General features: G+C 72.9%; 16 protein-coding genes. 9 read left to right on the forward strand and 7 right to left on the reverse strand.

What is annotated here, in order from left to right:
- Positions 1–342: 342 nt before the first annotated feature.
- Both OG627_RS27655 and OG627_RS27660 read left to right on the forward strand, forming a co-directional pair.
- The gene (locus OG627_RS27655; protein ID WP_030753304.1) at positions 343–564 is read left to right on the forward strand and encodes a helix-turn-helix domain-containing protein; all 222 of its coding nucleotides are present in this window, start codon (positions 343–345) and stop codon (positions 562–564) included.
- A 151-nt stretch (positions 565–715) separates the two neighbouring features.
- Complete coding sequence (locus OG627_RS27660) at positions 716–1,537, forward strand: enoyl-CoA hydratase/isomerase family protein (RefSeq protein ID WP_329069603.1); 822 nt, start codon at positions 716–718, stop codon at positions 1,535–1,537.
- A 47-nt stretch (positions 1,538–1,584) separates the two neighbouring features.
- Here OG627_RS27660 and OG627_RS27665 read toward each other — a convergent pair whose 3' ends face one another.
- Positions 1,585–2,349: a hypothetical protein gene (locus tag OG627_RS27665; protein ID WP_329069606.1), complete on the reverse strand. Its 765-nt coding sequence runs from the start codon at positions 2,347–2,349 to the stop codon at positions 1,585–1,587.
- A gap of 95 nt (positions 2,350–2,444) precedes the next feature.
- Between OG627_RS27665 and OG627_RS27670 the strand changes: the two genes are divergently transcribed.
- The 5 genes from OG627_RS27670 to amaP all read left to right on the forward strand — a co-directional run bounded on the left by OG627_RS27670 (position 2,445) and on the right by amaP (position 4,839).
- A complete protein-coding gene (locus tag OG627_RS27670) occupies positions 2,445–2,945 on the forward strand; it encodes an Asp23/Gls24 family envelope stress response protein (RefSeq protein WP_329069608.1) in 501 nt (166 codons plus the stop codon).
- Positions 2,946–3,009: 64 nt separating this feature from the next.
- The gene (locus OG627_RS27675; protein WP_329069610.1) at positions 3,010–3,201 is read left to right on the forward strand and encodes a hypothetical protein; all 192 of its coding nucleotides are present in this window, start codon (positions 3,010–3,012) and stop codon (positions 3,199–3,201) included.
- Positions 3,202–3,207: 6 nt separating this feature from the next.
- Positions 3,208–3,552, forward strand: coding sequence for an Asp23/Gls24 family envelope stress response protein (locus OG627_RS27680; RefSeq protein ID WP_329069612.1), 345 nt, complete (start codon positions 3,208–3,210; stop codon positions 3,550–3,552).
- Entirely contained in the window at positions 3,549–4,256 is a 708-nt protein-coding gene (locus OG627_RS27685) for a DUF6286 domain-containing protein (RefSeq protein WP_329069614.1), read from the forward strand. The genes OG627_RS27680 and OG627_RS27685 overlap by 4 nt, the downstream gene beginning before the upstream one ends.
- 4 nt (positions 4,257–4,260) lie before the next feature.
- A complete protein-coding gene (gene amaP / locus OG627_RS27690; RefSeq protein ID WP_329069615.1) occupies positions 4,261–4,839 on the forward strand; it encodes an alkaline shock response membrane anchor protein AmaP in 579 nt (192 codons plus the stop codon).
- 120 nt (positions 4,840–4,959) lie between these two features.
- Here amaP and OG627_RS27695 read toward each other — a convergent pair whose 3' ends face one another.
- The 5 genes from OG627_RS27695 to OG627_RS27715 all read right to left on the reverse strand — a co-directional run bounded on the left by OG627_RS27695 (position 4,960) and on the right by OG627_RS27715 (position 10,017).
- Positions 4,960–5,715 (reverse strand): SDR family oxidoreductase, encoded by a 756-nt coding sequence (locus tag OG627_RS27695; RefSeq protein ID WP_329069616.1) that lies wholly within the window; start codon positions 5,713–5,715, stop codon positions 4,960–4,962.
- 5 nt (positions 5,716–5,720) lie between these two features.
- Positions 5,721–7,547, reverse strand: a complete 1,827-nt coding sequence (locus OG627_RS27700; protein WP_329069618.1) for a glycoside hydrolase family 15 protein — start codon at positions 7,545–7,547, stop codon at positions 5,721–5,723.
- Positions 7,548–7,639: 92 nt separating this feature from the next.
- On the reverse strand, positions 7,640–8,446 hold the full coding sequence (locus OG627_RS27705) for an SURF1 family cytochrome oxidase biogenesis protein (protein ID WP_329069620.1): 807 nt from the start codon (positions 8,444–8,446) through the stop codon (positions 7,640–7,642).
- A 181-nt stretch (positions 8,447–8,627) separates the two neighbouring features.
- On the reverse strand, positions 8,628–8,864 hold the full coding sequence (locus OG627_RS27710; protein ID WP_329069622.1) for a hypothetical protein: 237 nt from the start codon (positions 8,862–8,864) through the stop codon (positions 8,628–8,630).
- Between the two features lie 172 nt (positions 8,865–9,036).
- A complete protein-coding gene (locus tag OG627_RS27715; protein ID WP_329069625.1) occupies positions 9,037–10,017 on the reverse strand; it encodes a DEDDh family exonuclease in 981 nt (326 codons plus the stop codon).
- Between the two features lie 173 nt (positions 10,018–10,190).
- Between OG627_RS27715 and OG627_RS27720 the strand changes: the two genes are divergently transcribed.
- Positions 10,191–10,907, forward strand: coding sequence for a VIT1/CCC1 transporter family protein (locus tag OG627_RS27720; protein ID WP_329069627.1), 717 nt, complete (start codon positions 10,191–10,193; stop codon positions 10,905–10,907).
- A 237-nt stretch (positions 10,908–11,144) separates the two neighbouring features.
- Here OG627_RS27720 and OG627_RS27725 read toward each other — a convergent pair whose 3' ends face one another.
- Positions 11,145–12,866, reverse strand: a complete 1,722-nt coding sequence (locus OG627_RS27725; RefSeq protein WP_443073549.1) for an NACHT domain-containing protein — start codon at positions 12,864–12,866, stop codon at positions 11,145–11,147.
- Between OG627_RS27725 and OG627_RS35580 the strand changes: the two genes are divergently transcribed.
- Positions 12,865–13,065 (forward strand): hypothetical protein, encoded by a 201-nt coding sequence (locus OG627_RS35580; RefSeq protein WP_443073550.1) that lies wholly within the window; start codon positions 12,865–12,867, stop codon positions 13,063–13,065. The genes OG627_RS27725 and OG627_RS35580 overlap by 2 nt on opposite strands.
- Positions 13,066–13,081: the final 16 nt, after the last annotated feature.

Here is a 13,081-nt window from a genome sequence, read left to right on the forward strand (position 1 = left end):
TGGGTCCGGCGACACGTGATCCACACCGTATGGATCATTCGGCTCAGTAGTGATCCTTCATCTGTGTGAGTACGTCTCGTACCTTCGGCGTGGTGCGTGACCGATCGGGCAGTTCGGGCCATGATCCGCGCTCTTTCCGTGCGCACCGCGCTGACCTGGCACTTCGCCCGGCGAGTTGGACGGATGTGGCCCCTGTCACGTCTGGAATCTGCGATTCCGCTCGTGTTCGAAGCCTGAACCCGGAGCAAGGTCGTCGTACGGACCTTGCCGAATGGGTGGCCAGGAAGCCCGCTAGGGGTGATCATGAGAAGTCCAGAGCGCACTTCCCATGAGGAGGCACGGGTGGCCGAGACTCTGAAGAAGGGCAGCCGGGTAACCGGCGCCGCGCGCGACAAGCTCGCGGCAGACCTGAAGAAGAAATACGACAACGGTGCGAGCATCCGGGCACTGGCCGAGGAAACCGGCCGCTCCTATGGATTCGTCCACCGGATGCTCAGCGAGTCCGGAGTCACGCTGCGGGGACGCGGCGGGGCTACGCGAGGCAAGAAGGCCGCGTCGGCCTGACCTGGCCGTCGGGCGCGGTTCCTCCCCGGTGCCCCCGTGGCACCGGCCACCGGTTCGGATGGTGGCCACCCGGGCCGATCACACGATCGCCCAGGTGGTTACTGTGCAGTCACTTAGTGCTGTACGCGACTGCCCGAACCGGAGGCGCCCCATGACTTCGCTCGAACCAGTACAGGAACCAGTAGCAGTACGGGAACCCGTACTCGACCAGGACGGCGTACGGCTCACCGTCGAGGACGCCGTTGCCACGGTGACACTGACCAACCCGGCGAAGCGCAACGCTCAGTCTCCCGCTCTGTGGCGGGCGTTGACGGAAGCCGGCAGGTCGCTGCCGGGCAGCGTGCGGGTCGTGGTGCTGCGCGCGGAAGGCCAGTCCTTCTCCGCGGGACTCGACCGGCGGGCGTTCACCCCCGAGGGGTTCGACGGCGAGCCGTCGTTCGGTGATCTCGCACGGGGATCCGACGAGCGGCTCGACGCGGAGATCTCCGCGTACCAGGACGGGTTCGTCTGGCTGCGCCGCAGCGATCTCGTGTCGATCGCCGCCGTCCAGGGGCACGCGATCGGGGCCGGCTTCCAGCTGGCCCTCGCCTGCGACCTGCGGATCGTCACGTCCGATGTGCAGTTCGCCATGCGCGAGACAAGCCTCGGCCTGGTCCCCGACCTCACCGGCACCCACCCCCTGGTGGGGCTGGTCGGCTACGCACGCGCGCTGGAGATCTGCGCCACGGGCCGCTTCGTCCAGGCGGAGGAGGCGGAGCGCACCGGCCTCGCCAATCTGGTCGTCCCCGCCGATGAGCTGGACGCCGCCGTACGGGATCTGGCCGCCGCGCTGCTGGCCGCGCCGAGGGACGCGCTGATCGAGACCAAAGCGCTTCTACAGGGCGCGAGGAATCGTTCCTTCGAGGACCAGCGCGCCGCGGAACGCGCCGCCCAGGCCCGCCGGCTGCGCGACCTCGCGGGGCTCGGGGACTGACCGGCCCGCGCGGGCACGGGCCACGGACCACGGACGACGGGCCGGATTCACGGCGCGGGCGTGGCCTCCACCGCGGTGACCAGGACGGCGACCGTCGGCGCGCCCGGCAGGGAGCGGGCCAGCCGGGCGCGTACCTCCCGCGCGACGGCCGGCGGATGGTGGCCCGCCGCCGTGGCCAGTTCGACCCGCACATGGCCCGGGGTGGTGACCACGGGGCTGCCCAGCGCACTGGTCAGATACGCGACCCCCGGTACGGCGGCCACCGCGCGCTCCACATCGTCCCCGGGGGAGACGGGCCGTCCCCCGTGCGGAGCAGTGAAGTCCGCCGATTCGCCGGGGGCCCGCGTCAGCAGCCCCGTCACCCGCAGATCGACCTCCGTCACCGTGAGGCCCAGTACCTCCCGCGCACAGGCCGACAGCGCCGCGCGCAGCCGCTCGGCCACGGCGGGCAGCGACTCGCCCGCCGCCGGGGAGCCGGACGCGGAGCCATCCGGAGGGCCGGACGCGGAGCCGCCCGGGGAGGCCACGGCCGTGAACTGCCCGTCGATACGCAGCGGCCCCGGCGGCAGCGCGCTCGGCGGGGGCGTCACCACGGGCTCGCCGTGCGCCCCCGGACCGGCGGGACCGATCCTCAGCCCGGCATCGAGGACGGTGCCCGGCACCCCGGCCGCCGCGCGCCGCAGCTCGGCCCTGGCCGCCCGTTCCGCCAGCCAGGCACCGTCCGCCGCCTCGCCCAGCGGAAGCAGTCGCCCCAGGGCGAGCCTCTGCCGTACCGAGGCCGTCCATCCGTCGGTGCCGTGCGCAGTCGTCATTCCTCCACTCTGCCGTATCCACGGCGCGGGACCGGGCAAGCGCACCTAATGTGGACAGTGGAGTCCCCCACCGCCCCGGAAAGGGATGAATGGCGATGTCAGACACCGCACCCCGCAACCAGTCAGCGTCCTCCGACAGAAAATTCTCCGGCGACCAGAGCGGATCCACGCCCGTCACCAAGCGCGGCGGCGGCGACCCCGCCTCCCGCGGCCGGACCACCATCGCCGACGGCGTGGTCGAGAAGATCGCCGGTCTCGCGGCCCGCGATGTGCTCGGCGTCCATGCCATGGGCAGCGGAATCTCCCGCACCTTCGGCGCCGTGCGCGACCGAGTGCCCGGCGCCGGCAGCGGCCGGACCCCCAGCAGGGGCGTGAAGGCCGAGGTCGGCGAGGTGCAGACCGCGCTCGACCTGGAGATCGTCGTCGACTACGGCGTCGCCATCACCGAAGTCGCCGCCGCCGTACGGGAGAACGTCATCGCGGCTGTCGAGCGCATGACGGGTCTGGAAGTGGTAGAGGTCAATATCGCGGTCAGCGACGTCAAGCTGCCCGACGAGGACGATGACGACGACGATTCGGATTCCCGGATCCAGTAGAGGCAGCGCGCAGCCGGTGAAGGCCGCGCGCGACCGGCCCGTACAAGCCGAAGAGGAGCACATCATGAGCATGGCGGTGGTCGGCCTGTTGGCCGGTATGGCCCTCGGATTCGCCGGGTACTTCGGCGGCTTCGGAGCGTTTGTGCTGGTGGCCGCGTTGGGCGTGGTCGGATTCGTGATCGGCAGGTTCGTCGACGGAGATCTGGAACCCGGCGACCTCTTCCGCACCCGCGACCGCGACGACCGGCGGCGGTGACCCCACGTGGCCGGTGACCGGGTGGCGGCGGCCGAACGCGGGGCGACGGTGATCGCCGACCGGGTCGTCGCGAAGATCGCCGCGCGTGCCGCGCGCGAAGCGCTCGACGGTGTGCCCGAGGGCGGCTCCCCGCCCCACGCGACCGTCACGGTGCACCAGGGGAGCGCGCGCGTACGGGTCGGAGTCGAGCTGGACTACCCCTCCGACATCGGCGCGCGGTGCGGCGCGGTACGCAGCCAGGTCGCCCACCGCGTCACGACGCTGGCGGGCATGGACGTGCGCGAGGTGGCGGTACGGGTCGAGCGGCTGCACTCCGACCGCTCCGCCGCCGACCGGGGGAGGATCCGATGAGCGAACCCGCGTCCGAGCGTCCCGCGCGAGCCCCCGACGACCGGCCGGGCGACCGGAGCACGGACCGGGGCGGTGGCGTCACCGCCCTCGACCCGGCGGAGTCCGGCGCGCCCCACGAGTCCGTCCCCACACTCTCGGACTACGACGACGAACCGGCGGCCAAGGCCCACCGCTTCTGGTCCACCCGCCGGATCCCCGCCGCCCTGACCGGGCTGGTCGCGCTCGGCGCCACCGGACTGCTGCTCTACGACGTCGCGGCGGTACGGGCCGGCCACCACGCCATGTCCTGGCGCCGCCAACTCGCCGACCAGCTCGCCCGGCAGCCGCTCGACCAGACCTGGATCCTGGTCGCCGCCGCCGTCGCCATGGCCCTCGGCGTATGGCTGCTCGCCCTCGCCCTCACCCCTGGGCTGCGCACGCTGCTCCCCATGCGCCGCGACTCCCCGCACGTACGCGCCGGGCTCGACCGCGAGGCCGCCGAACTCGCCCTGCGCGACCGGGCCATGGAGGTCTCCGGCGTCCAGTCCGCGCAGGTGCGGCTGCGCCGCTCCAAGGTCGGCGTGCGGGCCCTGTCGCACTTCCGCGAACTGGACGACGTACGGGACGATCTCGACCGGACACTGACCGCAGGCATCGGCGAACTCGGCCTCGACAAACGGCCCGCGCTGACGGTCCGTGTCCGCAGGCCCGCGAGAAAGGGATGACAGGATGCTCCGACCGGTCAACCGCGTACTGCTGGCCCTCGCCGGCCTGATCCTGCTCTGCTCGGGCGGGATCGTGCTGGCGCGGGGGCTGGACTGGCCGGTGCCGTCCTGGTGGCCGTACCGCGGACCGCACGACGTACTGCTCAGCCGGGCCAACCGCGAACGCTGGCACGGTGAGGGCTGGTGGTGGCCGGTCGTGATCGCCGTACTCGCGGTCCTGGTCGTACTGGCCCTGTGGTGGCTGCTGTCCCAGGCGCGGCGCGCCCGCCTGTCGGAGGTGCTGGTGGACAGCGGCGACGGCGAGGGGGCCGCGCTGCGCGGCCGGGCCCTTGAAGAGGCGGTGGAGGATGACGCGCGGTCCCTCGACGGGGTGTCCCGTGCCCGGGTGCGGCTGACCGGCCGCCGAACCGGCCCGGTCGCGCGTGTACGCCTGCTCCTGGAGCCGCACGCGGCCCCGGCCGGCACGCTGCGCCGCCTCGGCGACGAGGCGCTGGCGCACGCGCGCGACTCGGCGGGGCTGGCCGCGCTTCCGGCGGAGGTCCGGCTGCGCGCGGCCCGGCACCGGGCGGAACGGGTCAGCTGACCGGCGGGCGGCCGACGCCCGTATGCCCGACGCCCGTATGCCCGACGCCCGTATGCCCGGGAACGGACCGACGCCCCGCACGAGGGCTCGGTCCGTTCCCGGGCACGTTCCCCGGCGCGCTCAGAATCCCCGGCGCGCGCCGCCGTCCACCGGCAGCATCAGACCCGTCAGATACGACGCGGCGGGCGAGAGCAGGAACGCCGCCGTCCTGCCGAACTCCTCCGGCGTCCCGTAGCGCCGCAGCGGGATCCTCTCCTCCTGCGCCGCCCGCGCCGCCACCGGGTCGCCGCCCAGCGCGTCCAGCTCCCGGACCCGGTCCGTGTCGATCCGGGACGGCAGCAGGCCGATCACCCGGATACCGCGCGGGCCGAGTTCCTCGGCGAGCGACTTGGCGAAGCCGGCCAGGCCGGGGCGCAGACCGTTGGAGATGGTCAGGCCGGGGATCGGCTCGTGGACGGAGCCGGACAGCACGAAGCCGATGACCCCGCCCTCGCCCAGCTCGGCGGCGGCGGCGCGGGCCAGCCGTACCGCCCCCAGGAACACCGACTCGAACGCCGACTCCCACTGCTCGTCCGTGTTGCTCGCCGCCGTGCCGGGCGCGGGGCCGCCGACGCTGATCAGGATGCCGTCGAAGCGCCCGAACCGCTCCCGGGCCGCGCCGATCAGGGCCTGAGCGGCGGCCGGGTCGGCGTTGTCGGCGGCCAGCCCGTACGCGCCGGGGCCCAGCTCCGACGCCGTCTTCTCGATGCTCCCCGCGTCCCGCCCGGAGACGACGACCCGCGCGCCATCCGCGCTGAGCGCCCCGGCCGTCGCGCGGCCCAGGCCGCGCGAGGCGCCGGTGATGACGTACACCCGGTCCTTCAGTCCAAGATCCATGGCTCCTATCCTGCCGTGCCGCCCGCCGCCGTGTCACCGCCCGCATCGGCTCCCGCGGTGTCGTACCCGGCCAGGGTCAGCGCCGAGACCACCAGCCCGATATGGCTGAACGCCTGCGGATAGTTGCCCAGTTGCCGCCCGGCCACCGGGTCGTACTCCTCGGAGAGCAGCCCCACGTCGTTGCACAGGCCGAGCAGCCGCTCGAACAGCTCGGCCGCCTCCTCCGTACGCCCCGTCAGATGAAGTGCGTCGGCCAGCCAGAACGAGCAGACCAGAAACGTTCCCTCACGCCCCGGCAGGCCGTCCACCCCGCTCCCCGTCGTGCTGTAACGGCGCAGCAGCCCCCCGTGCCCCAGCTCCGCCCGTACCGCGTCGACCGTGCCGATCACCCGCGGATCGTCCGGCGGCAGAAAGCCGACCCGGGGGATCAGCAGGGTCGCCGCGTCCAGCTCGGCGGAGCCGTACGACTGGGTGAAGGTGTTGCGCACCGGGTCGTACCCCTTCTCGCACACCTCCCGGTGCACCTCGTCCCGCATCGCCCGCCACCGCCCGACATCACCGCCGAGCGTCGGATCGGCCTCCAGCGTCCGCACGGCCCGGTCGGCGGCGACCCAGGCCATCACCTTGGAGTGCGTGAAGTGCTGGCGCGGGCCCCGGATCTCCCACAGCCCCTCGTCCGGCTCGCGCCACTTCGACTCCAGGAAGCCCAGCAGACTGAGCTGGAGGTTCCACGCGTGCGGCTTCCCGACGAGACCGGCCGTCCGCGCCACGTTCAGCGAGTCCATCACCTCGCCGTACACATCGAGCTGGAGCTGTTTCACCGCGTCGTTGCCGGTGCGCACCGGGGTGGAGTGCGCGTAGCCGCTCAGCCACGGCAGCTCCACCTCCGGCAGCCGGCGCTCGCCGGCCAGGCCGTACATGATCTGCAGATCGGCCGGATCACCGGCGACGGCGCGCAGCAGCCAGTCGCGCCAGGCCGCCGCCTCGGCCAGATACCCCGCCGACACCAGCGCGCCCAGCACCAGGGTGGAGTCGCGCAGCCAGCAGTACCGGTAGTCCCAGTTCCGGACGCCGCCCAGCTCCTCCGGCAGAGAGGTGGTGGGGGCGGCGACGATGCCGCCCGTCGGCCCGTAGGTCAGCGCCTTGAGCGTGATGAGCGAGCGCATGACGGCGGCGCGGTGCGGCCCCTGGTACCGGCAGCGCGCCGCCCACTCCCGCCAGTCCTCCAGACTGCGCTCCAGCGACTCGTACGGGTCGACGCGCGGCGGACGGGGTTCGTGGGAGGGATGCCAGGTGAGGACGAAGGCCACCTTCTCGCCCTCGGCCACGGTGAACGACGAACAGGTGCTGTAGTGCTGCCCCCAGGTCTTGACCGGCGGCTCGCTGCGCAGCCACACCGAGTCGGGCCCGGCGACGGCCACCCGGTGGCCCTGCGAGCGGCGCATCCACGGCACCACGGAACCGAAGTCGAAGCGCAGCCGGAGGGTGGCGGACATCTCCACCGTGCCGCTGACGCCCTCCACGATGCGCATGATCTCGGGTGCCACATCGCGCTGCGGCATGAAGTCCGTGACTTTGACGGTGCCGGTCCTGGTCTCCCACACGGACTCCAGGACGAGCGACTCACCGACGTAGGCGCGCCGGGTACACGCGCGGGCACCGGTGGGGGCGAGCCGCCAGTGGCCGTTGTCCTCGGTGCCGAGCAGCGCGGCGAAGCAGGCGGCGGAGTCGAAGCGAGGAAGGCACAGCCAGTCGATGGAGCCGTTCCTGCCGACCAGGGCGGCGGTCTGGAGATCGCCGATGAGTGCGTAGTCCTCGATGCGTTGGGTCACGCCATGGCTGTTCCCGCAGTACACGGGCGTTAAGCAGGGGTTCGGCGCGTCGGGTGACCGAGTGACCGGATGGCCCGGTCGGCGCGGGGCCGTCAGGCGCTCGCGGGTACGGGCTCCTGCTCGGCGCGCGCCTCGTCGGCCTGCTTCCTGGCGGCCTCGGCCCGTTCGCGCTTCTCGTTCCGTACGAGGATCAGCCAGCCGACGGGCACGGCGGCGACGAACAGCCACCACTGGACCGCGTACGCCATGTGCGGCCCGATCGAGCTGTCGTCGGGCTTCTGGATCGGCTCGGGCCTGCCGCCGTCCGGTGCGGGGGAGGTCAGCTCGATGTAGCCGCCGAGGACGGTACGGCCCAGCCGTTCCCGCTGCTGCTCGCTGTTGATCAGCATGACCTGGCGCGGTGGCAGATCCGTGACGTCCTTGATGCCGGAGGCCGCCGCCGTCTCGTCGGCCTTGAGCCGGCCGGCGATGGTGACCTCGCCCTTCGGCGGGGCGGGGATGGCGGGGAAGGCGTACTGGTCGCCGTCGGCGGGGAACCAGCCGCGGTTCACCATGACGGCCCGGCCGTCCTTCAGGATGAACGGGACGAGGACGTGGTAGCCGACCCGGTCGTCGTTGGAGGTCCTGCGGCGTACGACCACCTCGTGCGCGGGGTCGAATCTGCCGGTCGCGGTGACCGTGCGCCAGTAGTCGGCGCGCGGGACGGTGTGCCCCGGGGAGGTCAGCTCCGTGACCGGGACGGGCTTCGCCTGGAGATTGCCCGAGATCAGGGTGTTCTGGGCGACCTTGTGCTCGTGCCGGTGCAACTGCCAGAAGCCCAGTTCGATCATCGCGGGGATGAGGGCGAGGCCAAGGAGGGTGAGGATCACCCACTGCCGGGACAACAGGAAGCGGTACACGCCGTTGACGTTACTCGGCGGGAATCGGGCGCCGGGACGGGGGGTGGACATTTCAGTCGGCCGTCCGGGCGGTGGCGGGTGGCGGGTGGTGGATAGCGGGTGATGGATAGCCGGTGGCCGACGGCTGTGCGCGATCCGGCGCGGGGCGTTCCCTGCCCCCCCTCGAGCCTGCCCCCGAGCCTCAGACCCGGTCGACGATGCCCGCCCTGCCGTCGGCCCGGGCGCAGTGCCCGCCGCAGAACCAGTGCCCCTCCACCTCGACGCCCTGCCCGATGATCTGGACACGGCAGTGCTCGCAGATGGGCGCCATACGGTGGATGGCGCACGAGAACGAGTCGAACACATGCCGTGCGCCGTCCTGGGTCTCCACGTAGAACGCCAGGTCGTAGTCATTGCCGCATACTTCGCAACGTGCCATGCGCCGCATGGTCGGCGGCGCGGGTGGCCGTGGCAAGACCCCGCCGGGCGGGTCGGCGAGGCTGCACCCGACCGGCGGAGGCGCGGCCGGGTGGCGCGGCCGGGTGGCGGCGGAGGCGCGGGGACCGCGCCCGTCGTACGGGTGAAGGGCCGTCAGCTCACCCGGCTCGGGCTCATCCCCGCTCGGCCGCCGGTGCCACGTCCCGCAGCAACTGGGTGAAGGCCGCCTCGTCGATCACCGGTGTGCCGAACGAGGCAGCCTTGACCGTCTTCGACGTGGACGAGTCCGGGTCGTTGGTCACCAGCAGACTGGTCAGCCGCGACACACTCGTCGCGACATGCAGCCCCGCCTCCACGGCCCGGTCCTCCAGCAGCTCGCGGTCGACGGAGGTGTCGCCCGAGAACGCCACCCGCATCCCCTGCCGCAGCCGCCCGCCCGGCTCGTACCGTCCGGGGTTCGGATACGGACAGGCCGGCCGCTTGCGCGACGCCCGCCAGCTCGACTGCCGGTACGACGCCTGATAGCCGACCCGGGGCCTGGCGGGCGCGTCGGACCACTCGGTGAGCGGCCGGCACTCCAGCAGCGGCAGCCGTACGCCGCCCCTGGCCGCCGCGTGCAGACTCGGCCGGAACGACTCGGCCAGCACGCGCGCGTCGTCCAGCGCGTGGTGCGCGCGCTCCTGCACGACACCGAAGTGCGCGGCGAGCGTCTCCAACTTGTGGTTGGGCAGCGGCAGCTCCAGCTCCTTGGAGAGCGCGATGGTGCACAGCCGCTGCCGGGTGGGCGCGGTCCGCTCGGCGCGCGCGTACTCCCTGGCGATCATCGACCAGTCGAAGATCGCGTTGTGCGCCACCAGCACCCGCCCGTCGAGCCGCTCCGCCAGCGCACCGGCGATCTCGGGGAAGAGCGGGGCGTCCGCCAGGACATCGGTCGTCAGCCCATGGATCCACACCGGTCCCGGATCGCGCTCCGGGTTGACCAGGGTGTACCAGTGGTCCTCGACGTTGCCCCGGGAATCCAGGCGGTAGACGGCAGCGGAGACTATCCGGTCGTCGCGGGCGAGCCCGGTGGTCTCGACGTCGACGACCGCGTACCCCTCGGGGTAGGCGGTCGGCCAGGTCGCTGCTGTCGTTTGGTCGTCGAGCATGGTCACAGAGAATACGGGCCGCCACCGACAGCCACACAGCCCGGTCCACCACCGGCCGCCCCGGCCGCCGCCCGACAATTCATCGCGTCAAGGCCCTTACGGGGGACGGTGAGCAGCCACGCCGCCGCCCGGTCCCGCGCCACCGGCCCCTCCCGCCCCGGCCGTGAGACGCTCCCTCGGTGACCGACACCACCACCCACGAGGGCGAACCGCACAGCGGCGCCCTCGGCTCCCGCCTCAACTGGCTGCGCGCCGCGGTCCTCGGCGCCAACGACGGCATCGTCTCCACCGCCGGCATCGTGGTCGGCGTGGCCGGGGCCACCGGTTCGCGCACCACTCTCCTGACGGCCGGTCTCGCCGGGCTGCTGGCCGGGTCGATGTCGATGGCGGCGGGGGAGTACGTATCGGTGTCCACCCAGCGCGACTCGGAGAAGGCCGCGCTGGACCTGGAGCGCCGCGAACTGCGCGAGCAGCCGCAGGCCGAACTCGACGAACTCACCGGGATGCTGGCCGACCGCGGCCTCTCCGAGGACGTCGCGCGCGAGGCGGCGGAACAACTCACCCGCCGCGACGCCCTGCGGGCCCACGCGCGCGTGGAACTGGGCATCGACCCCGACGCCCTCACCAACCCCTGGCACGCGGCGGGCGCCAGCTTCCTCGCCTTCACGGCGGGCGCGCTGCTGCCGCTGCTCGCGATGGTCCTGCCCCCGGCCTCCCTGCGGCTGACGGTCACGGTCGTCTCCGTACTGGCCGCGCTCGCCCTGACGGGCTGGGGCAGCGCCCGCCTCGGCGCGACGGCGCTGCGCCCGGCGCTGCTGCGGAACACGGGGGGCGGGGCGCTGGCGATGGGGGTGACGTACGCGGCGGGGACGTTGCTGGGGGCGGCGGGGGTCTAGGGCGTGTTTCGAAAGTCCCGCCTGGCTCGCGACGCCTGGCACGCACGCTCGCCGCGTTGTCGGAGTCGTCCAAGTACGTCCAGTACGAGGACGATCCTCCGCCTTGCGATCGCACGCACCAGACGCCGCGAGCCCCGCCCTACGGGCGGACGGCGCTACTTTCGAAACACGCCCTAGTCGGGGTCGCGGATGACGCGGCCGGGCGGGAAGAGGTCTTCGCCGGTCACGGGGGTGTCGTCAGGACTGATGGTGAGGTGCTCCAGGCCGGCCGGCGGAGCCAGGTTCAGCGCAGGTCCTGACCGGCCGCAGCTGAAGAGCCAGAGCGTGGTGCGGACGGACAGATAGCACCGCTCCCAGCCGTGGCCAGACAGAATAGCTTTGGCGTACGACGCGCTGTCGAACGAACTCCATGCCTCGGAAACCTCGTCGGCCGCCCACGGCCGCGCATCCTCCCGGAACCGTGAGATCACGGCCAGGGCGGCGTCCCCCTTGATGAGTGCCGCCGTTCGCACCACCGCGCCCGCCGTGCGCTTGTCCAGCCCCTCCGGCCCCGGCAGCAGCTCGACGACCCAGTTCCCCGACCTTCGCCAGCTCCTCCGCGTCCCGCGTCCCGCGCGGCGGCACCAGCGCGCCCGTCCGCCGCTCCACCTCGCCCCGTACCCCCGGATCCAGCTCCGGCGCGTGCTCCAGGCAGGTGGCCGCCAGCAGCACCAGCCGGTTGCGCAGCCGGGGCGCGCGGTCGGCCCGTCGCGGCAACCCCTTCAGCAGGCGCGCCCGTTCGTCCACGCGCGCGTGGCCCACCGCCATCCGCACCACGTCGTCCCACTGGTCGTCGTGCGCGCTGCTCACCAGCACGCCGAAGTCCCTCGACTCGACCGCCGCCTTCGCGCCCAGGTAGTCCTGGAAGGTGCGGTGGACGAAATCGACGGCGCCCGGGACCGGTTCGCGGAGCAGGCCGCCGCGGATCAGCAGGTGCTGGAAGACGTGTTCCGCCTCGCCCGCCACCTGCGGCATCGCGGCCAGCCACTCGCCGATCATCTCCACGGCCTCGTCCCGCGCCGCCTCCACCTGGTCGTTGCGGATCAGCCAGTACGCGAGGCGCTGGAGCAGGGCCGTCTGCTCGTCGCGGGTGAGGGTGACGCCCTCGCCGCCCTGGATCTCGCGTTCCGTATCCCTTCGCACCAGCAGCATTTCGAGCGCCGCGTCATACAACTCCTCGCGCGCTCGCGGAAGTTGCATCCGGCGGTCCCGGTTCAGGGCGCAGAGCAGCGCGCACATCAGCGGGTTCGTCGCCAGCCGCCCCAGACCACGGCGCGTGGTCGCGGCGTGCATGAGGGACTTCTCGTACGTGTCGAGCCGCCCGCGCTCGTCGTCCGCGCGGCACTCCAGCCGGGCCGCGTCGTGCCAGTGGCCGACGAACGAGCCGAGCGCCTCCCGTTCCATCGGCAGCAGCGAGTGCGCCATGAAGCCCGGCCCGGACAGCCAGTCCACGGGCACGGCGGACGGGCGGGTCGTCACCACGTACCGCGCCCTGGGGAACGCCGCCACCAGGGACTTCAGCCAGGCTTCCGTACGCGCCCGCAGCCGCGTCGGCACCTCGTCCACGCCGTCGACCAGGACCAGCGCCCGGTCCTCCGTCAGCAGGGACTCCGCCCAGGGTCCCGCCGGGGTCAGCGGGACCCCCGCCGCCCGCAGGAAGTCCTCCGGCACCGGGAGGGTCTCCGACGCGGTGAAGGCGCGCAGCCGCAGGACGAAGGGGACGCACTGGTTCCAGTCCGCCAGCTCGGGGACGAAGCCGCGCCGGGCGGCGGTCACAGCCAGCCACTGCACCAGCGTGCTCTTGCCCGAACCGGCCGCCCCGCGCAGCAGCAGCCGGTCCGCGCCCGCCAGGGCCTGTTCGGTGGTGAGCGTGGCGGGGCCGACGCGCGGCAGCCCCGGGATCTCCCGCTCGCCGCTCATGGCGAGGCTGATGCAGGCGGTGTCCAGGGGCAGTTCGCGGCTCGACCGGCCCAGCGTCAGCCCGAACAGCTCCAGTCGGCCGTGGGTCTCGGTCGCATACGCCGCGTACCGGCGCTCGAAGTCGAGCGCGCCCGCGTCCGCGCGCGGCTACAAGGCCATGGACGAGCGCATCGCCCTCAAGGTGCTCGTCACGATGTGATCTGTACCCGGGTGAC

This window comes from Streptomyces sp. NBC_01429 (genome assembly GCF_036231945.1).
GTDB lineage: Bacteria > Actinomycetota > Actinomycetes > Streptomycetales > Streptomycetaceae > Streptomyces.

Excerpts from the sequence above, each read along its gene's own strand:
- OG627_RS27685 (WP_329069614.1), top strand. The coding sequence starts at position 3,549 with ATGAGCGAACCCGCGTCCGAGCGTCCCGCGCGAGCCCCCGACGACCGG.
- OG627_RS27670 (WP_329069608.1), top strand. The coding sequence starts at position 2,445 with ATGTCAGACACCGCACCCCGCAACCAGTCAGCGTCCTCCGACAGAAAA.
- OG627_RS27725 (WP_443073549.1), bottom strand. The coding sequence starts at position 12,866 with ATGAGCGGCGAGCGGGAGATCCCGGGGCTGCCGCGCGTCGGCCCCGCC.
- OG627_RS27675 (WP_329069610.1), top strand. The coding sequence starts at position 3,010 with ATGAGCATGGCGGTGGTCGGCCTGTTGGCCGGTATGGCCCTCGGATTC.
- OG627_RS27665 (WP_329069606.1), bottom strand. The coding sequence starts at position 2,349 with ATGACGACTGCGCACGGCACCGACGGATGGACGGCCTCGGTACGGCAG.
- OG627_RS35580 (WP_443073550.1), top strand. The coding sequence starts at position 12,865 with ATGGCGAGGCTGATGCAGGCGGTGTCCAGGGGCAGTTCGCGGCTCGAC.
- OG627_RS27660 (WP_329069603.1), top strand. The coding sequence starts at position 716 with ATGACTTCGCTCGAACCAGTACAGGAACCAGTAGCAGTACGGGAACCC.
- OG627_RS27710 (WP_329069622.1), bottom strand. The coding sequence starts at position 8,864 with ATGGCACGTTGCGAAGTATGCGGCAATGACTACGACCTGGCGTTCTAC.
- OG627_RS27695 (WP_329069616.1), bottom strand. The coding sequence starts at position 5,715 with ATGGATCTTGGACTGAAGGACCGGGTGTACGTCATCACCGGCGCCTCG.
- amaP (WP_329069615.1), top strand. The coding sequence starts at position 4,261 with ATGCTCCGACCGGTCAACCGCGTACTGCTGGCCCTCGCCGGCCTGATC.